General features: G+C 71.0%; 18 protein-coding genes. 12 read left to right on the forward strand and 6 right to left on the reverse strand.

Annotation, left to right across the window (positions count from 1 at the left end; genetic code table 11):
* Positions 1–102 precede the first annotated feature (102 nt).
* From K7472_RS30720 to K7472_RS30730, 3 genes are all read left to right on the forward strand, one after another.
* A complete protein-coding gene (locus K7472_RS30720; protein ID WP_252396513.1) occupies positions 103–1131 on the forward strand; it encodes a S8 family serine peptidase in 1029 nt (342 codons plus the stop codon).
* A 157-nt stretch (positions 1132–1288) separates the two neighbouring features.
* Positions 1289–1624, forward strand: a complete 336-nt coding sequence (locus K7472_RS30725) for a WXG100 family type VII secretion target (protein WP_222982304.1) — start codon at positions 1289–1291, stop codon at positions 1622–1624.
* A 78-nt stretch (positions 1625–1702) separates the two neighbouring features.
* Entirely contained in the window at positions 1703–2002 is a 300-nt protein-coding gene (locus tag K7472_RS30730; protein ID WP_109451208.1) for a WXG100 family type VII secretion target, read from the forward strand.
* A gap of 50 nt (positions 2003–2052) precedes the next feature.
* On the opposite strand, the gene K7472_RS30735 is transcribed toward K7472_RS30730, so the two are convergent.
* The 4 genes from K7472_RS30735 to eccCa all read right to left on the reverse strand — a co-directional run bounded on the left by K7472_RS30735 (position 2053) and on the right by eccCa (position 9418).
* On the reverse strand, positions 2053–2484 hold the full coding sequence (locus K7472_RS30735) for a hypothetical protein (protein WP_222982306.1): 432 nt from the start codon (positions 2482–2484) through the stop codon (positions 2053–2055).
* A 229-nt stretch (positions 2485–2713) separates the two neighbouring features.
* Positions 2714–4891 (reverse strand): hypothetical protein, encoded by a 2178-nt coding sequence (locus K7472_RS30740; protein WP_222982307.1) that lies wholly within the window; start codon positions 4889–4891, stop codon positions 2714–2716.
* Positions 4892–4996: 105 nt separating this feature from the next.
* Positions 4997–5416: a hypothetical protein gene (locus K7472_RS30745; protein ID WP_222982308.1), complete on the reverse strand. Its 420-nt coding sequence runs from the start codon at positions 5414–5416 to the stop codon at positions 4997–4999.
* A 39-nt stretch (positions 5417–5455) separates the two neighbouring features.
* A complete protein-coding gene (eccCa, locus tag K7472_RS30750; protein WP_222982309.1) occupies positions 5456–9418 on the reverse strand; it encodes a type VII secretion protein EccCa in 3963 nt (1320 codons plus the stop codon).
* Positions 9419–9599: 181 nt separating this feature from the next.
* On the opposite strand from eccCa, the gene eccD reads away from it, so the two are divergent.
* The 6 genes from eccD to K7472_RS30780 all read left to right on the forward strand — a co-directional run bounded on the left by eccD (position 9600) and on the right by K7472_RS30780 (position 16786).
* On the forward strand, positions 9600–11048 hold the full coding sequence (eccD, locus tag K7472_RS30755; protein ID WP_222982310.1) for a type VII secretion integral membrane protein EccD: 1449 nt from the start codon (positions 9600–9602) through the stop codon (positions 11046–11048).
* Between the two features lie 160 nt (positions 11049–11208).
* Positions 11209–11496, forward strand: a complete 288-nt coding sequence (gene rpsO, locus K7472_RS30760) for a 30S ribosomal protein S15 (protein WP_222982311.1) — start codon at positions 11209–11211, stop codon at positions 11494–11496.
* Between the two features lie 395 nt (positions 11497–11891).
* Entirely contained in the window at positions 11892–14114 is a 2223-nt protein-coding gene (locus K7472_RS30765; RefSeq protein WP_222982312.1) for a polyribonucleotide nucleotidyltransferase, read from the forward strand.
* Positions 14111–15490: a M16 family metallopeptidase gene (locus tag K7472_RS30770; protein ID WP_222982314.1), complete on the forward strand. Its 1380-nt coding sequence runs from the start codon at positions 14111–14113 to the stop codon at positions 15488–15490. Before K7472_RS30765 ends, K7472_RS30770 begins: the two co-directional genes overlap by 4 nt.
* A 77-nt stretch (positions 15491–15567) precedes the next feature.
* Entirely contained in the window at positions 15568–16320 is a 753-nt protein-coding gene (dapB, locus tag K7472_RS30775) for a 4-hydroxy-tetrahydrodipicolinate reductase (RefSeq protein WP_222982316.1), read from the forward strand.
* Positions 16321–16333: 13 nt separating this feature from the next.
* The gene (locus K7472_RS30780) at positions 16334–16786 is read left to right on the forward strand and encodes a tetratricopeptide repeat protein (protein ID WP_222982318.1); all 453 of its coding nucleotides are present in this window, start codon (positions 16334–16336) and stop codon (positions 16784–16786) included.
* 45 nt (positions 16787–16831) lie between these two features.
* On the opposite strand, the gene K7472_RS30785 is transcribed toward K7472_RS30780, so the two are convergent.
* On the reverse strand, positions 16832–17383 hold the full coding sequence (locus tag K7472_RS30785; RefSeq protein ID WP_222982321.1) for an SCO5741 family PH domain-containing membrane protein: 552 nt from the start codon (positions 17381–17383) through the stop codon (positions 16832–16834).
* A 179-nt stretch (positions 17384–17562) separates the two neighbouring features.
* Positions 17563–17805: a hypothetical protein gene (locus tag K7472_RS30790; protein ID WP_222982323.1), complete on the reverse strand. Its 243-nt coding sequence runs from the start codon at positions 17803–17805 to the stop codon at positions 17563–17565.
* 221 nt (positions 17806–18026) lie between these two features.
* On the opposite strand from K7472_RS30790, the gene thyX reads away from it, so the two are divergent.
* From thyX to K7472_RS30805, 3 genes are all read left to right on the forward strand, one after another.
* Entirely contained in the window at positions 18027–18764 is a 738-nt protein-coding gene (gene thyX / locus K7472_RS30795; protein WP_222982325.1) for an FAD-dependent thymidylate synthase, read from the forward strand.
* Between the two features lie 304 nt (positions 18765–19068).
* Positions 19069–19968 carry a 4-hydroxy-tetrahydrodipicolinate synthase gene (gene dapA, locus K7472_RS30800; protein ID WP_222982327.1) on the forward strand — a complete coding sequence of 300 codons (900 nt, stop codon included), beginning with the start codon at positions 19069–19071 and terminating at the stop codon, positions 19966–19968.
* A 196-nt stretch (positions 19969–20164) separates the two neighbouring features.
* On the forward strand, positions 20165–21850 hold the full coding sequence (locus K7472_RS30805) for a ribonuclease J (protein WP_222982329.1): 1686 nt from the start codon (positions 20165–20167) through the stop codon (positions 21848–21850).
* Positions 21851–22007: the final 157 nt, after the last annotated feature.

Here is a 22007-nt window from a genome sequence, read left to right on the forward strand (position 1 = left end):
CTCATCGCTTGGGTGGCTGTCTTCGGTCTCTTCGCACCGACGGCGTCGGCTATGGACGTCAGGTCTCTCCAGTGGTACCTCACACCGATGCAGGCCACGCAGATGTTGCGGCACGCCACAGGTGCCGGGGTCACCGTCGCAGTCGTCGACAGTGGCGTCCGCCCCGACGATCCGGACCTCGCAGGACATCTCCTGCCTGGTTACAACGCCGTGGACTCGTCCAGCGACGCTTCTGATCAGGACGGACATGGCACGCAGATGGCCGAGCTGATCGCGGGCACAGGAAACGACAACGGGATTCAGGGGCTCGCCCCCGGAGCTAAAATTCTCCCGGTCAAGGCGGGGGAGTCACGCATGGTCGCCGCGGCTACGGCCCTGCGCTACGCGGTGGCGCACGGGGCCCGTATCGTCAACATGTCCTTTGCTGACGATACGGCGGCTCGTGATTTCCCGATGGAATCCGCAGTGAAGTACGCGCACAGCAAAGGGGTGTTGATTTTTGCTGGATCTGGAAACGATGGAGACGGCCAGAACGAAGACGTCGCTCCGGCATCCCTTCCCGGAGTCGTCGGTGTAGGTGCCGTGGGGCAGAATCTCCAGGTGACCAAGTGGTCCACTTACGGCCCACAGGTCGCGCTCGCCGCGCCCGGTGACAACATTCCCAGCCGTTGCCACCCCGACAGCCAGCAGTACTGCCAGAGCGGCGGCACCAGCCCTGCCACTGCCCTCGCCTCCGCCTCCGCGGCCCTCATCTGGTCCGAGCATCCGAGCTGGACAGCGAACCAGGTTCTGCGCGTCCTGTTGTCGACGGCCGGCAAGCCGACCACGGGCGAGGTGCCCAGCCAGTACGTCGGCTACGGCATGGTCCGCCCCCGTATCGCCGTCATCGACCACCAGGGCGACCCGGGTCCCGCGAACGTCTACCCGCTGCCTGGGGCCTCCGACTCCGCGCCCTCGCCCTCCGCCTCCGCGCCGTCCTCGTCCGCGTCGGCACGTGGGAAGTTGCCCGCCCAAGCCGCCTCGTCCACCGGGGGCGGCGGCGCCCTGCCCTGGGTCCTCGGCGGAGTCGCCGCCGTCGTGGTCGTCGCAGGAGGGGGTGCGTGGGCCCTGCGCCGACGACGTCGGGCCTAACTGCCGTCGCCCACACCGCCGTTGGTGGTCGAGGTGTCCGCCGGAGCGGATACCGTGCACCAATTCGGTACGCATCAGTCACGAACAGCGCGCGATCGCCCAGCAATTGGACGCAGGCCCGCGCCGACCGAACACTTCCACAAGGGGGAGGAAACAGATGGCCCAGCAGCAGCGGCTCACCTACGCCGAGATCCAGTCTCTGGAGACGGACATCCAGACGACCACGGAGTCGATGACCAAGCAGGTGCAGAACCTGGCGAACATGATCGCCCAGCTCCAGTCGGACTGGAAGGGCCTGGGCGGTACCGCCTTCGTCCGCGCCCAGGAGCAGCTGAACGACGACCACACCGCCCTCCGCAAGGTCCTCGACGGGATCAGGGAAGCGGTGCACGACACCAAGGTCGGCGCCCAGACCAACGACGAGCAGGTCCTTCAGGACCTCAAGAGCGTCAACGTCGGGGGCCGGCCGACGAGTGGGCTCAGCAGCCTCTAAGCCCGGTCGCGTCCCTACCGCGTCCGTTCGCGGGAGAGGCGACCGCCACCATCCGAACCATCTTCCTCAGGGGGCACCATGAGCACCGGTGACGACCTCAAGGTCCACTATTCCTCGCTGACCGACGCGGCCACCGCGCTGCGCACGGCCGCCAAGGATCTCGGCAACCAGCTGGAACAGCTGCGGCGCAGGGTCCAGCGCGTCTCGGAGACCTGGGAAGGCGACGCCCAGCAGTCCTTCAAGCAGGCCGACGCCATCTGGCAGTCCCGCGCCGCCGACATCCAGTCGGTCCTGGACGACGTGGCCCGCCGAGTCGAGGACGCCCACGGCTCGTACCAGGCCACGGACCGCAAGGCGTCGCAGTACTTCCACGCGTGATCGCCGTGAGGCGTCGCTGAGGGTCGGGGCCGCACCGGCGGCCCCGACCCTCAGTTGCTCTTGCCCCCGGCCGGGGACGGCGACGATGCCGCCGGCGAGGGCGAAGTGGCCGGCTTCGCGGGCTGGCACGGGGTCACGGCCAGGTAGGCCTTCGCCGCGGGTGTGATGAGCTTGCGCAGAGTCTTCACGTCGGTGGCGGAGCTTCCCGCTTGAATCGTGAGCATGTACCAATTGGTGTCGAGCACCGGTATCGAGCACGGCACGATGGCTGCCACGTACGCTCCGAGATCGTCCTTCCACGACGCCGCTTCGTAAGGCCCGTTGACGGGTTGGAAGTCCCGCAGGTTCGCAGCGTTCGAGGACTTGACGACCTTGGAGATGCTGTCCTGCCCCACTCCTTCCTGCGAGGCGCTGATGAGCGTGTTTCGGTGGCTGTCCTGGTACGAGCACCCTCGAATACCGAGCATTTGCTCTTGGGACACGGCCCTGAACCCTGGGGGAGTCGGCTTGAGGGTTTTCCCACTGGGGAACAGCGGACCGTAAAGAGACGTGTCGACCTTCAGTCCGCAGAACGTTGCCGGAACGGCCGCAGTCGAGGCACAGCCCGTGAGGGTGGACGCGGGTAGGAGCAGCATGCTCAAGGAGAGGAAGACCGCGCGCCAGGAAACGGTCCGGGCTCCGGTACAGCCGGCTCGCAGCGGGATACGGGACTCAACCATGGTAGGCCTTGGCCCAAGCGGTCGCGGACCCGAAGGCGTTCCCCACCTGACCGGCCACGCTGTCCTGAAGGTCGGTAACCGTGGGGCCGTTCATATGATGCGTCCTTCCTGCCCGCGCGATCGATGCCTGTGCCGCACTGATAGCTGCCATGCGTGCGTCTGAGTACTGCTCTCCGGCCGCGGCCTGGGCCGCGAGCGTGTTGTCGTGCTTGATGGTGTCCATGATGCTGTCGTTGAGGTCGTCCTGTGCCCACTCCGAAACGGTGCCGACGATGGGTACCGCCTCGGTGGCGTGTTCCAGTGCCTTGTCCGCGCCCACCGCGACGATGCGAGTGGCCCACTTGTCGGCGAGTGCCGCGTTCTCGTTGAAGTCCTTGTCGCTTTGGGCGTAGGAGTCGTGCACCGCCTGCGCGCGGGCACCGCTCATCAGACCTGCGACGGTGGCGCCCGGGAGTGTGGCGTTCTGGACGCGCTCAGTCAGCGACACCGCCGAGCCGGTGTGTGCGCCGACTTCCCGGTCGATGAGGTTGCCAGTGAACGCCTGGTTGGCGCCGGTGATCGCGGCGTAGGCATGGGGGTCTGATCCCACCGCGCAAAGGAATGCCATCGGGTTCCTGCCAGTGAGGTCGACGGACGCGCCGAACGACGAGATGTCCTTGAAGCCGCTCACCCCCCTCTGAAAGTCCGCAATGTAATCCGCGCTCATGTCCCCGAGATCCGCCCGCAGATCGGCGAACTTCGCCGGGTGATCGTCATCGCCGTCGAGCCAGTCCGGATGTCCGCCCAGCGTGTTGACCACCGTGCTCATGATCGACGCACCCGTCCCCGAATGCGGCACCGCCGCGCTCAGCAAACCGCTGCCGTACGGGCGACCGGTCGTGGCCGCCTCCAGGGCCGCTCCGAAGCCCTGGCAGTCCGCCGGGCCCTTGAACGCCACGAGCGTTCCGGCCGCCGCTTCCTCCGCGTACGGCCACTGCCGCTGGTCCAGCAGGTACTGGAGCCGGTGTTGCGGGGCCGCGGGGTTCAGGAAGGCCTGGGCCGCCGCCGGTTCCTTGCCCATGATGCCGAGCAGGCCGTCCAGGGGATCGGTCACCATCCCCGGCGGAACGCTGCCGTTGACGGGGTTCCAGATGCCCGACCGGGGCTTCTCCGCCGCGATGATCCCGTCGCCCACGTCCGAGAGGAACCGCGTGCCGTAGCCGTTCCCGCCGTGGCTCATCAGCGTCACGAGCGACTGGTAGCCGTAGACCGGTTCGAGGTTGTCGCCGAACGTGTGCGTGCCCGCCCGGGTCAGCTGCTTGATCCAGCGCTGGTAGAACGCCGACGTCGGGTCCTTCGTGGCCGAGGCGAGGGAGAGGGCCACCTCCGACTCCAGGGACGCGTACGAGCCCCGGGTGTCCTCGGCGCCGCTGTTGGACAGATGGTTCAGCGTGGTCGCCAGCCGCAGCGTGTTGTCCGCGCCCAGCGACGTCAGCAGCGTCCGGCTGAAGTCCGTGTCGTGGTCACCGGAGCGCATGAGCATCTGGAGGTGGCTCATGTCCTCCCCGGTCAGCTTGCCTGCCGAGTCCAACTGCAACGCGAGTCTCGCCGCCTCACGGGCGTCGTCGCGGCTGACGTCCCCGTCCGCGGACGCGTTGAAGTCGTTGTCCGTCGGGAGAGCCTGGTAGCGCGACGCGGCGTCCAACGCCACCCGCACCCCGTAGTCCTCGTCCTGGAGGGCGGACAGCGCGTCACCGATGCGACGGGCCCACTCCGCGGAGGCCTGCTCACCGCTGTCCTTCGACAGGTGCGGGTTGTAGTCGGGGTTGCGCGGGTCGGCCGAGACCGAGCCGTCCGCGTCGACGATCATCCCGGCCGCCCGCGCCTGGCTCACCGTCTTCCTGAGCGCGCTCTGTAACGGGGTCAGCTTCGCCTCGGCCTCCTTCAGGACCGAGGCCACCGCCTCGGCCTCCTTCCGGGCGGCCTGGATGTCCTGGAGGTCGGTCAACGACGTGCCGACCGACGCCTGCGCGCTCACCCCGGTCCAACTGCCGTCCGTGCTCACGCTGAGCACCTTGGTGCGGTACGTGGTGGCCATGTCGCCGAACGTGCCCGCCATCGTTCCCCACTGCCTGGCGGCGTCCCCGAGCTTGGACAGGTCGGCCGCCATGGCCTCCTGGTACGTCACCATGCGGTCATCCCCTCAACTGCGACAACTCGGAACCGCGACAACTCGGAACCGCGACAACTCGGAACCCGACAACTCAAGACCGCGACAGCTCAGAACTGCGACAGCTCAGAACTGCGACAACTTCGAATACGGCGGCACCGGGCCGCCGGCCTCCGGCTTCAGCAACGGCCCGCTTCCGAACGACGACGCCGTCGCGCCGTCGTTGTCGCCGAAGAGCGTGTTCGTGCCACTCAGCGCCCGCCGCGCCGCCGTGAAACGGCCGTTCAACGCCGCCACCTGGCGGTGCCACTCGGTGAGCGCGTCCGACAGTCCCGCGGCGGTCTCCCAGCCCTTCAGACCGGCGACCGCCTCGTGCGTCGCGCTGTCCGCGCCCGAGCCGTCCGTCTTCAGGTCGGTCTCCAGACCGTGCAACGCCGTCACGGCCGCCGCCTTCGCCGCCGGACTCGACGCCAGGTCCCGCGCACCGCCCGGCGACGTCCACCCCGGTGCCGTACCGCTGTAGTCCATCACGCCCTCCCCCTCCATGCCTGCGATGCCACGACGCTAGCAGCGCCGTACGTCCCCTCAACTCGGCGGCAGCCAGCCCAGCTGGACCAGCGGCACACCCCTCCTGCGGGACACGAAGAAGCCCCGGCCGGCCGGCATCGGGCGCGGGCGGACCGGGCCCAGCAGCTCGCCCTCGGACGGATCGCCGGACAACACGACGCCCTGGGCGCCCAGTTCGCGTACCCGCTGCATGAACGGCTCGTACAGCGCACGCCCCGCGCCGCCGGTGCTCCGCGCGACGATGAAGCGCACGCCCACGTCGCGGGCGAACGGAAGGTTGTCCACCAGTGCCGACAGCGGATTGGACGGCCCGGAGGCCACCAGCTCGTAGTCGTCGACGATGACGAAGACCTGCGGGCCCGACCACCAGCTGCGGTCACGCAACTGCTGTGGTGTGACGTCCGGTTGGGGAGCGCGCCGGGTCATCAGCGCGTTCAGCTCGTTCATGTGCAGTTCCAGCGAGGACGCCACCGGGGCGTACTCCAGCAGATGCTGCTCGGGCAGCGCGCCCAGCAGCGAACGCCGGTAGTCGCCCGCGACGATCACCGCCTCCTCGGGCGTGTACCGCTCGGCGATCTGCTTGGCGAACAGCCGCAACAGCGCGGTCTTGCCCGATTCGCTGTCGCCGAACACCACGAAGAACGGGTCGGTCTCGAAGTCCACGAAGACCGGCGCCAGATCGTTCTCGTCGAGAGCGAACGCCACGCCCTGACGCGGGTACTCGAAGCCCTTCGGCAGCCGGTCCGCGGGCACCTGCCGGGGCAGCAGCCGCACCTTCGGCGCGTGCGCGTGCGGCCAGGCCTGCGCCACCGCGCGCACCAGGGCCGACGTGGCCTGCGGCAGGTCCTCCGCGAAGCCGGTGGCGTCCACCCGTGGCTGCGCGGCCATGAAGTGCAGGCGCTCGGGCACCTGGCCCCGGCCGGGCACGCCCGCCGGCACGTTGGCGGCGACCTTGCGGTCGAACTCGGAGTCCAGCGTGTCGCCGAGGCGCAGTTCGAGACGGCCCAGCAGCAGGTCCTTCAGCGCGGCGCGGACCTCCATGTACCGGGCGGCGGAAACGACCACGTGGACGCCGTAGCCCAGGCCCCGGGCGGCGATGTCGGTGACGACCGCCTCCAGCGCCTCGTGGTCCTGCCGGAACGCGCCCCAGCCGTCCACCACGAGGAAGACGTCGCCCCAGTGCTCGTCCGGCAGTTCACCGGCGGCGCGGCGCCTGCGGTAGGTGCCGATGGAGTCGATGCCCTGGGCGCGGAAGAACTCCTCGCGCCGCGCCAGCACCCCGGCGACCTCGGCGACGGTACGGCGCACCCGCTCCGGGTCGAGGCGCGACGCCACCCCGCCGACGTGCGGCAGGTCCGCCACCGAGCTGAGCGCGCCGCCCCCGAAGTCCAGCCCGTAGAACTGGACTTCACGCGGCGTGTGGGTCAGCGCGAACGAGCAGATCAGGGTGCGCAGCAGCGTGGACTTGCCGGAACGCGGCCCGCCCACGACCAGCATGTGGCCCGCCGCACCCGAGAAGTCGCGCACGAGCGTTTCGCGGCGCTGCTCGAACGGCTTGTCCACCACGCCCAGCGGCACGCACAGCCTGCCCAGGTGCGGATGCCCGGCGGCGGTCAGCCCGCGGCCCTCCACGGGGGCGAGCGGCGACAAGAGCTCGTCCAGTGGCGGCGCCTCGTCCAGCGGAGGCAGCCACACCCGGTGCGCCGGCGGCCCCTGGCCCTCCAGCCGCCCGGCGATCACGTCCAGCACGGTGGCGGCCTGCCCCGCCTCGTCCCGGTCGCCGGGCGACGGCGATCCGACCGGGTCGGGTACCGCGTACGTCACCGGCACCGGCGCCGCGGTGAACAGCACGGGCCGCCGCTCCACGGCCGGTGAGCCGTCACGGCCGTCACCGGAGGCGGCCGTGCCCGGGCGGTACGGCCCCGACACGTAGGCCGCCTTGAAGCGCACCATCTCGTCGGTGCCGAACTTCAGGTAACCGGAACCGGGGATCGACGGCAGGTGGTAGGCGTCGGGCACGCCGAGCGCGGCGCGGGACTCGGCGGCGGAGAAGGTGCGCAGGCCGATGCGGTACGACAGGTAGGTGTCCAGGCCGCGCAGCCTGCCTTCCTCCAGCCGTTGCGAGGCCAGCAGCAGGTGGACGCCGAGGGACCGGCCGATGCGGCCGATCTGGATGAACATGTCGATGAAGTCGGGCTTGGCGCTGAGCAGTTCGCTGAACTCGTCGACCACCAGCAGCAGCGAGGACAGCGGTTCCAGCGGAGCGCCGCCTGCCCGGGCCCGCTCGTAGTCGTGGACGTTGGCGAAGTTGCCGGCCGCGCGCAGCAGTTCCTGGCGCCGTTGCAGCTCGCCGGTGATCGAGTCGCGCATCCGGTCGACCAGCGTCAGGTCGTCCGCCAGGTTGGTGATGACCGCGGCGACGTGCGGCAGCTCCGACATCCCGGCGAAGGTCGCGCCGCCCTTGAAGTCGGCGAGCACGAAGTTGAGCGCCTCCGAGGAGTGGGTGACCGCCAGCCCCAGCACCAGCGTGCGCAGCAGCTCCGACTTGCCCGAGCCGGTGGCGCCGACGCACAGGCCGTGCGGGCCCATGCCCTCAAGGGCGGCCTCCTTCAGGTCGACGACGACCGGGCGGCCGTCCTGGCCGACGCCGACGGGCACCCGCAGCCGTTCGTGCGCCGAACGCGGACGCCACGTCCTGGCCACGTCCACCGACGCCGCGTCGCCGAGCGCGAGCATGTCGGTGAACTCCAGGTTGGTCAGCAGCGGTTCCTCGCCGTCGTCGGTGCCCAGCCGCAACGGGGCCAGCTGCCGGGCCAGCGCCTCGGCGCCCGCGTACGGCAGGGCGTCCGGCACGCCGGTGTAGACCATGCCGTCCGGCGTCTCGGTGCGCAGCTCACGCGGATGGACGACGACCGACAACATGCCGACCGGCTCCCGCAGTTCACCGGGGAGCAGCTGCACCACGGTGACGCCCTGGAACCCCTCGGCCGAGGCGATGGCGGCCTCCGCCGGGACGGTCACGCCGTCCACCACGATCACCAGGTGCGGCTGGTCCAGCAGCGGCTGCGCGGAGCGGTGGAACCGCGGACGGCCCTCCAGGTACGGCCGCAGGGCCTCCTCCAGCTCGGGAACGTCGTCGCGGAACAGCCGCCGGGTGCCCGCGCCGTCCAGCGTGCCGGGCAGCTGGGTGTGCGGCAGCCACTTGGTCCACTCCCACTCGTCCGCCGAGCCGTGCCCGGCGGCGACCGCGATCACCAGGTCCTCGGGGGAGTGCAGGGTCGCCAGCTGCGCCACCATGGCCCGCGCCGTCCCGTACACCGCGTCGGGCGCGCCGGAGACGGTCAGGTGGTAGAACGCCCGCAGGCTGACCGCCATCGGCAAGCCGTCCAAGGACCCGTGCGCCGCCAGGAAGCCCCGCATCGCCGACGCGGTGAGGGGCTCCAGTTCCTCCACCGGTGCCGTGGTCGGCGCGACCAGCGGGGTGGCCAGCCGCTGCGCGCCCAGGCCGAGGCGGACGTGGGCGAAGTCCGCGTCGCTCACCCGCCGTTCCCACACCCGGTCGCCCTGCGCCACCAGCGCCCACAGCTGGTCCGGCTCCGGGTGCTGGTGCAGTCGCGCGGTGCGCTGCGCGTGTGCCGTGCGGCGGACCTGCTTGCGCACCCCGGCCAGGTACGTGAAGTAGTCGCGGCGCGCCTGTGCCATCTGCCCCGAGGGGCCCTGCCGCATCCGCGCCGCCTGGGTGACGCCCATGACCGCGGTCGAGGCGACCATCAGTCCGCCCATCACCTTCATGAACGCCTGCGTGCCCGGCATGAAGAAGAACGCCGACGAGGACGCCATCCCCAGCATCGGCAGCAGCGTCATCAACAGGCCCTGCTCCTGGCCCCGGGGCAGCTCCGGCGGGGTCTCCAGCCGGACCTCCTGCGCGGGGACCTCGGGCGGCACCGCCCTGGGCGGGCGTTTGACGACGACCACGCTCACCGAAGCATCAATCCTCAATGCGGACGGGGACGTCTTCCGGGTCAGCTGGCCTCAGCTCCGCGCCGCCGCCGGGTGGCGACGGCCTCCCCCCGCGCGATCGACGATCCTACTGAACACGTCAACGCCCTTGCCCGATAGGGTTGCTGGCCGCATCGCCACGAACTCAAGGGGGAACCGCGAGGTGAGCACGACCGCAGCGACCGGCTTCAGCCGCGTCACCGTCGTCGCACCCGACAGCCGGATCGACGTCGCCCTGCCCGAGGACATCCCGCTCGCCGACATCAACCCCGAGATCCTGCGGCTGTCCGGCCAGACCCAGCCGCCGGACGCGCCCACCGGATGGCATCTGGTGCGCCGTGACGGCACCGTGCTGGACCCCGCCCGCAGCCTCGCCGCCCAACGGGTGCTCGACGGCGAGGTGTTGAGCCTGCGGCCGTTCGCCGAGTCGCTGCCGCCCGCGGTCTACGACGACGTGGTGGACGCCGTGGCCGCCGCGGTCGCCACCGACCGCCGCCGCTGGAGCGACGAGCTGATGCGGGCCGCCGGACTCACCGGCGGGATGCTGCTGCTGGCGCTGACGGCCCTGGTGCTGTGGTGCGCCGACCCCGTGCGCCACGACACCCACGGACTGCCCGGCGTCATCGCCGCCGCGGCGGGCGTGCTGCTCACCGCCCTGGCCGCGGTCCGCGCCCGGGTCTACGACGACCGCGGTTCCGCCGTCGCGTTCGGGCTCGGCGCGCTGCCGCTGCTGCTGCTCGCGGGCTCCGCGATCGTCGCCCCCGACACCGGGCAGGGCCCTGGCCGCCTCCAGTTCCTGCTGGGCTGCGTCACCGTCCTCGTCGCGTCAACCCTGCTCATCGCCCTCACCCCGAACGGGGACGCCCCGTTCGTGGCCGCCGCGACCGCCGCCGCCGTCGGCACCCTCGCCGCCTTCGCCGCGGTCCTCACCGAGGCGGCCCCCTCCCACGTCGCCGCGGTCTGCGCGGTCCTCGCGGTGGCCGCGACCGCGTTCCTGCCCGCGCTGTCCGCCCGCTTCGCCCGGCTGCCCATCGGCTTCGCCACGCCCCGCCCGGACGACGCCGCGGGGGTACGGGACGCCGAGCCGGTCGACGAGACCCGGATCGCGGCCCGGGCCCGGCGCGGCCACGAGATGCTGCTCGGCCTGGTCGGCGGATGCAGCGCGGTCGTGGTGGGCTGCGGCGCGGTGCTGGGCTTCTCGCACTCCGCCTGGGCCCAGCCGCTCGCCCTGGCCACCGGGCTCGCCGCGCTGACCCGGGCCCGGCTCTTCCGGTACACCGCCCAGGTCGGCTGCCTGCTGGCCGCCGGGGTCGGCGCGATCGCGCTGCTGGTGCTCGGGCTCGCGCTGCACCCGCCGGCCGCCGAGGCGCACGCCCTGCTCACCGGCGACCACGCGCGGGCGGATCTGCGTACCCTGTGGCTGGCCGCGAGCGTGGCCGCCGGGGCCGGGCTCGCGGCGGCGGTCGCGCTGATCGTGCCGAAGAAGGGGGTCTCCCCGTTCTGGGGCAGGCTGCTGGACCTCGCCGAGGGCGCCGTGCTGCTGTCGCTGGTGCCGCTGTGCCTGGCGGTGCTCGGCGTCTACGGGGCCGCGCGGGGGATGGGCTCCGGCTGAGCGGACGCCGAGCCGGGGACCCGGGGACGACCCTCGGACAGGGGCTGGTACTCTGGGTGACGGCCGTGTGTCCACCCGGCCCTCTCGCTCGACGAGTTTCGACGTTCCCCTGAGAAGCAGACCAGGGGCGCTCGCGAGCACGAAGACCCAAGGAGTAAGTGTGCCGCTCGACGCCGCAACCAAGAAGCAGATCGTCGCGGACTTCGGTACCAAGGAGAGCGACACCGGCTCCCCCGAGGTCCAGGTCGCCCTGCTGACCCGCCGGATCACCGACCTGACCGAGCACCTCAAGACCCACAAGCACGACCACCACTCGCGCCGTGGTCTGCTGCTCCTGGTCGGCCAGCGCCGCCGCCTGCTGCAGTACCTGGCCAAGAAGGACATCACGCGCTTCCGCGCCCTGGTCGAGCGCCTCGGCATCCGCCGCGGCGCGGCGGGCGCCCGCTGAGACGTCGTGAAGGGGAGCGGTTCCCGACCCGGGGGCCGCTCCCTTTGCCGTACGTGAGCACCGCCCGGGACGCGGCGACGATGTCGCCGTACGTGTGACGGTTGTTCGCCGTACGTGTGGCCGGACCGCGAGGTTTGTAGTCTGGCCTGGAAAGAACAGAACAAAGGAGGAGCGCCCGCGCCTGCCGACCGCCGAGTCGGTGCCAGAGGCGCCGGTCCTCGGTAGTGGCCCCCGGGTCGCGCCGCGCGGTGGACGACCCGCCGCACGACGTGGCACCCCGGTGGCTTCGATCGAAGACCGGCCCGGCCGGGACCGCCGTGTCCGGCGGTGCGGCGCTCCACCGCGGAAGGCTCCGGGGCAGGTGCCCCGGAGCGGACACAAGGAGAATTCCCATAGTGGAGAACGAGACCCACTACGCCGACGCCGTGATCGACAACGGCTCCTTCGGCACCCGCACCATCCGCTTCGAGACCGGCCGCCTGGCCCGCCAGGCCGCCGGTTCCGCGGTGGCCTACCTGGACGACGAGACCATGGTCCTGTCGGCCACCACCGCCTCGAAGCACCCCAAGGACCAGCTCGACTTCTTCCCGCTCACGGTGGACGTCGAGGAGCGGATGTACGCGGCCGGCCGCATCCCCGGCTCGTTCTTCCGCCGTGAGGGCCGCCCCTCCGAGGACGCCATCCTCACCTGCCGTCTGATCGACCGCCCGCTGCGCCCCTCGTTCAAGAAGGGCCTGCGCAACGAGATCCAGGTCGTCGCCACGATCATGGCGCTCAACCCCGATCACCTCTACGACGTGGTCGCCATCAACGCCGCCTCCGCCTCGACGCAGCTGGCGGGCCTGCCGTTCTCCGGCCCGATCGGCGGCGTGCGCGTCGCGCTGATCCGCGGCCAGTGGGTGGCGTTCCCGACCCACAGCGAGCTGGAGGAGGCCGTCTTCGACATGGTCGTCGCCGGTCGCGTCCTGGAGGACGGCGACGTCGCGATCATGATGGTCGAGGCCGAGGCCACCGAGAAGACCATCAAGCTGGTCGAGGGCGGCGCCGAGGCGCCGACCGAGGAGATCGTGGCCGCGGGTCTGGAAGCGGCCAAGCCGTTCATCAAGACCCTGTGCAAGGCGCAGTCGGAGCTGGCCGCCAAGGCCGCCAAGCCGACCGGCGAGTTCCCGATCTTCCTCGACTACCAGGACGACGTCCTGGAGGCGCTGACCGCCGCCGTCCGCGACGAGCTGGCCCAGGCGCTGACCATCGCGGGCAAGCAGGAGCGCGAGGCCGAGCTGGACCGGGTCAAGGGCCTGGCCGCCGAGAAGCTGCTGCCGCAGTTCGAGGGCCGCGAGAAGGAGATCTCCGCCGCCTACCGCGCGCTCACCAAGAAGCTGGTGCGCGAGCGCGTCATCAAGGACAAGGTGCGCATCGACGGCCGCGGTGTCACCGACATCCGCACCCTGTCCGCCGAGGTCGAGGTCGTCCCCCGCGTCCACGGCTCGGCGCTGTTCGAGCGCGGCGAGACCCAGATCCTGGGCATCTCCACGCTGAACATGCTGCGCATGGAGCAGCAGCTCGACACGCTCGCGCCCGAGACGCGCAAGCGCTACATGCACAACTACAACTTCCCGCCGTACTCCACCGGCGAGACCGGCCGCGTCGGCTCCCCGAAGCGCCGCGAGATCGGCCACGGCGCGCTGGCCGAGCGGGCGCTGCTGCCGGTGCTGCCGGCCCGCGAGGACTTCCCGTACGCCATCCGCCAGGTCTCCGAGGCGCTGGGCTCCAACGGCTCGACCTCGATGGGCTCGGTCTGCGCCTCCACCATGTCGCTGCTGAACGCCGGTGTGCCGCTCAAGGCCCCGGTCGCCGGTATCGCCATGGGCCTGATCTCGCAGGAGATCGAGGGTGAGACGCACTACGTGACGCTGACCGACATCCTCGGCGCCGAGGACGCGTTCGGCGACATGGACTTCAAGGTCGCGGGCACCAAGACCTTCGTCACCGCGCTCCAGCTCGACACCAAGCTCGACGGCATCCCGGCCTCCGTGCTGGCCGCCGCGCTCAAGCAGGCCCGCGACGCGCGCCTGCACATCCTGGACGTGATGAACGAGGCCATCGACGTCCCGGACGAGATGTCCCCGAACGCCCCGCGGATCATCAGCATCAAGATCCCGGTGGACAAGATCGGCGAGGTCATCGGCCCCAAGGGCAAGATGATCAACCAGATCCAGGAGGACACCGGCGCCGAGATCGCCATCGAGGACGACGGCACGGTGCTGATCGGCGCGTCCGAGGGCTCGGCCGCCGAGGCCGCCCGCGCGACCATCAACGGCATCGCCAACCCGACGATGCCCGAGGTCGGCGAGCGCTACCTGGGCACGGTCGTCAAGACCACCACCTTCGGTGCCTTCGTCTCGCTCATGCCGGGCAAGGACGGTCTGCTGCACATCTCGCAGATCCGCAAGCTGGCCGGCGGCAAGCGCGTGGAGAACGTCGACGACGTCCTCGCGGTCGGCAGCAAGGTGCAGGTCGAGATCGCCGAGATCGACCAGCGCGGCAAGCTCTCGCTCATCCCGGTCATCGAGGGCGAGGACGGCGACGCCGAGGCGGCGAAGGACGAGTCCGCCAAGTGACGACGCGCAAGCGTGGCGCGACGGCCCGCCCCTCTTCTGAGGGGCGGGCCGTCGCCCGTACCACCACCGTCCTCAAGGGCGACGCGGGCGTCGGCACCGTGCGCCGCACGGTGCTCCCCGGCGGTCTGCGCGTCGTCACCGAGTCGATTCCCGGGGTGCGCTCGGTGACCTTCGGCATCTGGGTCGGCGTGGGCTCGCGCGACGAGACCCCGTCGCTGAACGGTGCCACGCACTACCTGGAGCACCTGCTCTTCAAGGGCACCGGGCGGCGCAGCGCGCTGGAGATCTCCGCCGCGATCGACGCGGTCGGCGGTGAGATGAACGCGTTCACCGCCAAGGAGTACACCTGCTACTACGCGCGGGTGCTCGACTCCGACCTGCCGCTCGCCGTCGACGTCATCTGCGACATGCTCACCGGCGCGCTGATCACACCGCAGGACGTGGACGCCGAGCGCGGCGTGGTCCTCGAAGAGATCGCGATGACCGAGGACGACCCGGGCGACCAGGTCCACGACCTGTTCAACACCGCGATGCTCGGCGACTCCCCGCTGGGCCGCCCGGTGCTGGGCACCGTCGAGACCGTCAACGCGCTGACCCGCCCGCGCATCTCCCGCTTCTACCGCAAGCACTACGACCCCACCCACCTGGTCGTCGCCGCCGCGGGCAACCTCGACCACGCCACCGTCGTACGGCAGGTGCGCCGCGCCTTCGAGGCGGCCGGGGCGCTGGACGACACGACCGCGGTGCCGGTGGGACCGCGGTGCGGGACGAAGGCGATCCGCGCCACCGGCCGCGTCGAGGTGCTGGACCGCGGCACCGAGCAGGCCCACGTGGTGCTCGGCATGCCCGGTCTGTCACGCACCGACGAGCGGCGCTGGGCACTGGGGGTGCTCAACACCGCGCTGGGCGGCGGGATGAGCAGCCGCCTGTTCCAGGAGATCCGCGAGAAGCGCGGCCTGGCCTATTCGGTCTACTCCTACACCTCCTCCTTCGCCGACTGCGGCCTGTTCGGCGTCTACGCCGGCTGCCAGCCGCGGCGCACCGGCGAGGTCCTCAAGATCTGCCGCGAGGAGCTGTACGACGTCGCGGAGAACGGCCTGTCCGACGAGGAACTCACCCGCGCCGTCGGCCAGTTGGCGGGCTCCACGGTGCTGGGCCTGGAGGACACCGGCGCGCTGATGAACCGTATCGGCAAGAGCGAGCTGTGCTGGGGCGAGCAGTTGTCGGTGGACGACATGCTCGGCCGCATCCGCGCCGTCACCCCCGACGAGGTGCGGGCGGTGGCACGCGACGTGCTGGGACGGCGGCCGTCACTGGCCGCGATCGGCCCGCTGAACGGCAAGCGGGCCGCCCTCCTCCAGGAGGCCGTGGCCTGACCCCGGGCCCGCCGCCCCGGACCGCGGGCGGCGGCCCCGACCCTTCCGACCGCCCCGAACCCGAAGGACGAAGCGAGATGAGCAAGCTGCGTGTGGCCGTGATCGGCGCCGGCGGCCGGATCGGCTCCGAAGCCGTACGTGCCGTCGAGGCGGCCGACGACCTGGAACTGGTCGCCGCCCTCCGCCGGGGCGACTCACTGGAGACGCTGACCGCGGCCCACGCGGACGTGGCCGTCGAGCTGACCCACCCCGACGCGGTCATGGAGAACCTGCGGTTCTGCGTCGCCAACGGCATCCACGGCGTCGTCGGCACCACCGGCTGGACCGACGAGCGCCTCGCGCTGCTCGACGGCTGGGTCGCCGCCTCACCCGGCACCGGCGTGCTCATCGCGCCGAACTTCTCCATCGGCGCGGTGCTCACCATGCGCTTCGCGCAGCAGGCGGCGCGGTTCTTCGAGTCCGTCGAGGTCGTCGAACTGCACCACCGCGGCAAGGCCGACGCACCGTCCGGCACCGCCACCCGCACCGCCCAGCTGATCGCCGCGGCCCGCGAACGCGCCGGGCTCGCGCCGCAGCAGGACCCGACCACGGTCGGCCTGGAGGGCGCGCGGGGCGCGGACGTGGACGGCGTGCCGGTGCACGCGGTGCGGCTGCACGGGCTGCTGGCCCACCAGGAGGTGCTGTTCGGCGACTCGGGCGAGACGCTGACCATCCGGCACGACTCCCTGCACCACCGGAGCTTCATGCCCGGCATTCTGCTCGCCGCCCGCAAGGTGACCGAGCGCCCCGGGGTCACCTTCGGCCTCGAACACTTCCTCGACCTGGACTGATCGGCTGATCGTTGTGCGCGCGAAGATCACGTATTTCGTCACGGCCGCCGTGCTGCTCGTCTACTTCTACCTGGCGGGCAGCCGCGGCGTGATGCTCCTGCAACAGGGCACCGCGGTGACCATCCCGTTCGGCGTCGCCGTGCTGGTGCTGCCCCTCATCGGCGTGTGGTTCCTCGTGCAGACCACGCGGTTCGCCACCAGCGCCGACCGGCTGGCGAGGGAACTGGACGCGGAGGGCGGCCTGCCGGTCGACGAACTGGTACGCACCCCCAGCGGCCGCATCGACCGGGACTCCGCCGACGCGGTCTTCGCCCGGCGCAAGGCGGAAGCGGAGACGTCGCCGGACGACTGGCGCTCGTGGTTCCGCCTCGCCGTCGCCTACCACGACGCCCGCGACACCCCGCGTGCCCGCAAGGCCATGCAGCGCGCGATCGCCCTGCACGACGGCCGCCCGGTCCGCGCCTGAGCGCACGGACCGCGGCCCGCCCCGGGTACGCGGCCCTCGCCGGACTCAGCCGCGGCGCAGGTCGGTCGCCCAGCCCTCGATGACGTCGGCCGCGACGTCGAAGGACTCCGACCGGCCCAGGAAGTCCGGGCTGTGGTCGGTCAGCACGGTCGGCAGCTCGCCGCCGTGCGCCTTGCGGACCACCAGGGCCTGTCCCTGAACGGTGCGCGGCAGCGCCAGCAACCGCACCGGCTGCTGCGCGGTACGCACCTCGACGCCGTCCCACGAAACGGTGTTCGTCCGCAGCAGCGTGGTGACCCGCAGGCCGTGCGCGCCGACCCAGACGCCGACGCGCAGCAGCCGCAGCGCGACCGCGATCACCACGACGCCCGACACCAGCAGGGTCACCGCGCCGGACGCGCCGACCGCCAGCCCCTCGATGAGCGCGGCGAACAGCAGGTAGGACGCCAGCACCAGCAGCAGCGACGCCGTCGCCACCCGCCACGGCCCCAGCTGGTACGGCCGGTGCCATCCCTCCACCGCCCGCCGCGAAGCGAGGTCCGCGGCCGCGAAGCGCTCGTCCTGGCCGGCGTCGGAGGTGAGGAAAGACAGGGGCACGGCGCGATGTCCTTTTCCAGCGGTGGATGTGCGCGGACCAGACCGGCCGCCCTCGATCGTTCCCGGGGCAGGCCGTGACCGGTGAGGCTACCAGCGCCGCGACGGACCATGGGGCCTCGTACCAGCCGCTCCCGTGCGGAGCTCGTACCGGCGGCTCCCGTGCGGAAAAGGACTCCGGCTCAGTGGTGGTGCGCGACGTCCGCCTGCTGGGGCGCGGACCCGGGGGAGTGCTGCGCGTTGAGCGCGGGCGTGCCCAGGACCACGGCGCCCACCAGCCCGGCGACGACCGTGACCGTGGCGAATATGCGCCCGGCTATCTGGGACCGTGACGCGCGCTGCCGGGGTGGAGGCTCCACGTTGCTGCGGAAGCTGTCCGCCTCGGCCACGAAGGCGAACGGAACGGGCTCTCCCCGGCGGAACATGGCGTCTTCCTCCCCGAATCGTAGGCTGGTCTGCACCGGAAACGAACCGGGCCGCCGTTTGGTGCCCGATGTCCATGATCTGCACCGGTCGTTGTATTTGACGCGATCCCGGCCTCCGGGGTTCCGGAGCGGCCCCGCCTCCAGCCCGGCACGATGCCGATCGATAGGCTGGCCGTCGGCCCGGCCGGGTCCACCAGTGACGATTCAGGAAGTGTGCTCTCGTGCCCGACACCCCCTCCGAGACCTCCGTCTCTTTCCGCAGCGACGTGACCGTGGAACTGGTCAAGCACAACGCCGCGGACTCGGACGTGCTGTGGGCGGCCCGGGTCTCCACCGCGGGGGAGCAGTCCCTCGACGAGCTGGGCAAGGACCCCGAGCGGTCCAAGGGGCTCATCAACTACCTGATGCGCGACCGCCACGGCAGCCCGTTCGAGCACAACTCGATGACCTTCCTGGTCAGCGCGCCCATCTTCGTCTTCCGCGAGTTCATGCGGCACCGCGTCGGCTGGTCGTACAACGAGGAGTCCGGCCGCTACCGCGAGCTGCAGCCGGTCTTCTACGTGCCCGGCGAGGACCGCAAGCTCGTGCAGCAGGGGCGCCCCGGCAAGTACGAGTTCGTACACGGCTCCCCGGAGCAGCACGCCGCCGTCTCCGAGACGATGCGCGCCTCCTACCTGGAGTCCTACGAGGCCTACCAGCGGATGCTGAAGGACGGCGTCGCGCGCGAGGTGGCGCGGGCCGTGCTGCCCGTCGGGCTGTTCTCCTCGATGTACGCGACCTGCAACGCCCGCTCCCTGATGCACTTCCTCAGCCTGCGCACCAAGGACGACCGCGCCGCCGTGCCGTCGTTCCCGCAGCGGGAGATCGAGATGGTCGCGGAGCGGATGGAGGCGGAGTGGGCGCGGCTCATGCCGCTGACGTACGCCGCGTTCAACGCCAACGGCCGCCAGGCCCCCTGAACCGGCCCGGCGGACCGACCCGCCCACGCGGGACCGGGGGAAGAAGAGCCCGCCCCGTGACAGGGCCGTTCCCCTGATGAACCAACGTCCAAAGTGTCCCAATTGCGGGTATTAGTGACATTCATCTAGGCTTCAGAAACGGATTCCGGCGCTGCTTGGACCCCCGAGCAGGCAGCGCCGGGGTCCCACCTCCCCCGCTCCCGCCCGTGTCAGGGCCCCGACGCGGCGGCGCGCAACCCTCGCGGACCTCACGGAAGGTCCCCAAGGGGGCACTCCGGTACCGGCTACGAGTAGCGTTGGACCCATGGCTCCGACCTCCACACCGCAGACCCCCTTCGGGCGGGTCCTGACCGCAATGGTCACGCCGTTCACCGCGGACGGCGCTCTCGACGTCGACGGCGCCCAGCGCCTCGCCGCCCATCTGGTGGACGCCGGCAACGACGGACTCGTCGTCAACGGCACCACCGGTGAGTCCCCGACCACCAGCGATGCGGAGAAAGAGCAGCTCGTACGGGCGGTGCGCGAAGCGGTCGGCGACCGCGCGTTCGTCGTCGCGGGCGTCGGCACCAACGACACCCGGCACAGCGTGGAACTCGCCCGCCAGGCCGAGAAGGCCGGCGCCCACGGCCTGCTGACCGTCACCCCGTACTACAGCAAGCCCACCCAGGAGGGCCTGTACCGGCACTTCACGGCGATCGCCGACAGCACCGGCCTGCCCGTGATGCTGTACGACATCCCCGGCCGCAGCGGCGTCCCGATCCAGACCGAGACGATCGTCCGGCTCGCCCAGCACCCGCGCATCGTCGCCAACAAGGACGCCAAGGGTGATCTCGGCCGCGCCAGCTGGGCCATCGCCCGCTCCGGCCTCGCCTGGTACTCCGGCGACGACATGCTCAACCTGCCGCTGCTGTCGGTCGGCGCGGTCGGCTTCGTCTCGGTCGTCGGCCACCTCGTCTCGCCGGAGCTGCGCGACCTGCTGCACGCCTACCTCGCCGGTGACGTGGCCAAGGCCGCCGAACTGCACCAGCGCCTGCTGCCCGTCTACACCGGCATGTTCCGCACCCAGGGCGTGATCACCACCAAGGCCGCCCTGGCCCTGCGCGGGCTGCCCGGCGGACCGCTGCGGCTGCCGCTGGTGGAGCTCTCGCCCGAGGAGACCGAGCAGCTGAGGAAGGATCTCGCCGCCGGCGGGGTACAGCTCTGACCAAAGACTTCACAACTGAATACAGGCCAGAACAACCGAATACAGCCAGAACAACACCACTGACCAGAACACCGCACGATCCACTCGCGCCATGTGTCCCACGGGACCGCCACGCCGGGCCGGCAGAGCCCGCGGACCACTACGGGTCCGTACGGCGGCACCCTTGGGGATGTGGCGCGAGCGCCAAGGAGAACCTTTGAGCCATCCGCATCCTGACCTCTCGGCCCCGCCGGCACTCCGCGAGGGGGCCCTGCGCATCACCCCCCTCGGCGGCCTCGGCGAGATCGGCCGCAACATGACCGTCTTCGAGTTCGGCGGCCGACTGCTGATCGTCGACTGCGGGGTGCTCTTCCCCGAGGAGGAGCAGCCCGGAATCGACCTGATCCTGCCGGACTTCACGTCCATCAGGGACCGTCTCGACGACGTGGTCGGCATCGTGCTCACCCACGGCCACGAGGACCACATCGGCGCCGTCCCGTTCCTGCTGCGCGAGAAGCCCGACATCCCGCTGATCGGCTCCAAGCTGACGCTGGCCCTGATCGAGGCGAAGCTCCAGGAGCACCGCATCCGGCCCTACACGCTGGAGGTCGAGGAGGGCCGCCGCGAGCGCATCGGCCCGTTCGACTGCGAGTTCGTCGCCGTCAACCACTCGATCCCGGACGCGCTGGCCGTCGCCATCCGCACCCCCGCGGGCATGGTCGTGCACACCGGCGACTTCAAGATGGACCAGCTGCCGCTGGACGGCCGCCTCACCGACCTGCCCGCCTTCGCGCGGCTCGGCGAGGAGGGCATCGACCTGCTGCTGTCGGACTCCACGAACGCAGAGGTCCCCGGCTTCATCCCGCACGAGCGCGACATCTCGCCGGTGCTGCGGCAGGTCTTCGCCAAGGCGGAGCGCCGCATCATCGTCGCCAGCTTCGCCAGCCACGTGCACCGCATCCAGCAGGTCCTGGACGCGGCGTACGAGTACGGGCGCCGGGTGGCGTTCGTCGGCCGCTCGATGGTCCGGAACATGGGCATCGCCCGAGACCTGGGCTATCTGCGCGTCCCCGGCGGCCTGGTCGTCGACGTCAAGACGCTGGACGACCTGCCGGACGAGGAGATCGTGCTGATCTGCACGGGCTCCCAGGGCGAACCGATGGCGGCGCTGTCGCGGATGGCCAACCGCGACCACCAGATCCGCATCGTCGAGGGCGACACGGTGGTCCTGGCCTCGTCGCTCATCCCCGGCAACGAGACGTCCGTCTACCGCGTGATCAACGGACTCACCCGCTGGGGTGCCAACGTCGTCCACAAGGGCAACGCCAAGGTGCACGTCTCCGGCCACGCGTCGGCCGGCGAGCTGCTGTACTTCTACAACATCTGCAAGCCGCGCAACCTGATGCCGGTACACGGCGAATGGCGCCACCTGCGCGCCAACGCGGACCTCGGCATCGCCACCGGCATCCCGAAGTCCCGCACGGTCATCGCCGAGGACGGCGTCGTGGTCGACCTCTACGACGGCGTCGCCAAGATCGTCGGCAAGGTCCAGGCGGGCTACGTGTACGTGGACGGCCTGTCGGTCGGCGACGTCACCGAGTCCTCGCTGAAGGACCGCCGCATCCTGGGCGAGGAAGGCATCGTCTCGGTCTTCGTGGTGGTGGACAGCAGCACCGGCAAGCTGGTGGGCGGTCCGTACATCCAGGCACGCGGCTCCGGCATCGAGGACACCGCGTTCGCCCCGGCCGTGGCGAAGATCGAGGAATCCCTGATGCGGTCCGCCAACGACGGCGTGGCCGACGTCCACCAGCTCCAGCAGCTGATCCGTCGCGCGGTGGGCAAGTGGGTCTCCGACACCTACCGCCGCCGACCGATGATCCTGCCTGTGGTGGTCGAGGTCTGACGGTTCGTCACCGGAGGGGGTGCCCGGATTTGCATCCGGACGCCCCCTCCAGTACGTTGGCACAACCGCCTCGACGAGCCGCACGGAAACGTGTGTGCCGGTGAGGTCGGTAAAACCCCGGCGGTAATCGGATCGGAAATGGTCTGATAGAGTCGGA

Source organism: Streptantibioticus parmotrematis, from assembly GCF_019890615.1.
GTDB classification, from domain to species: domain Bacteria; phylum Actinomycetota; class Actinomycetes; order Streptomycetales; family Streptomycetaceae; genus Streptantibioticus_D; species Streptantibioticus_D parmotrematis.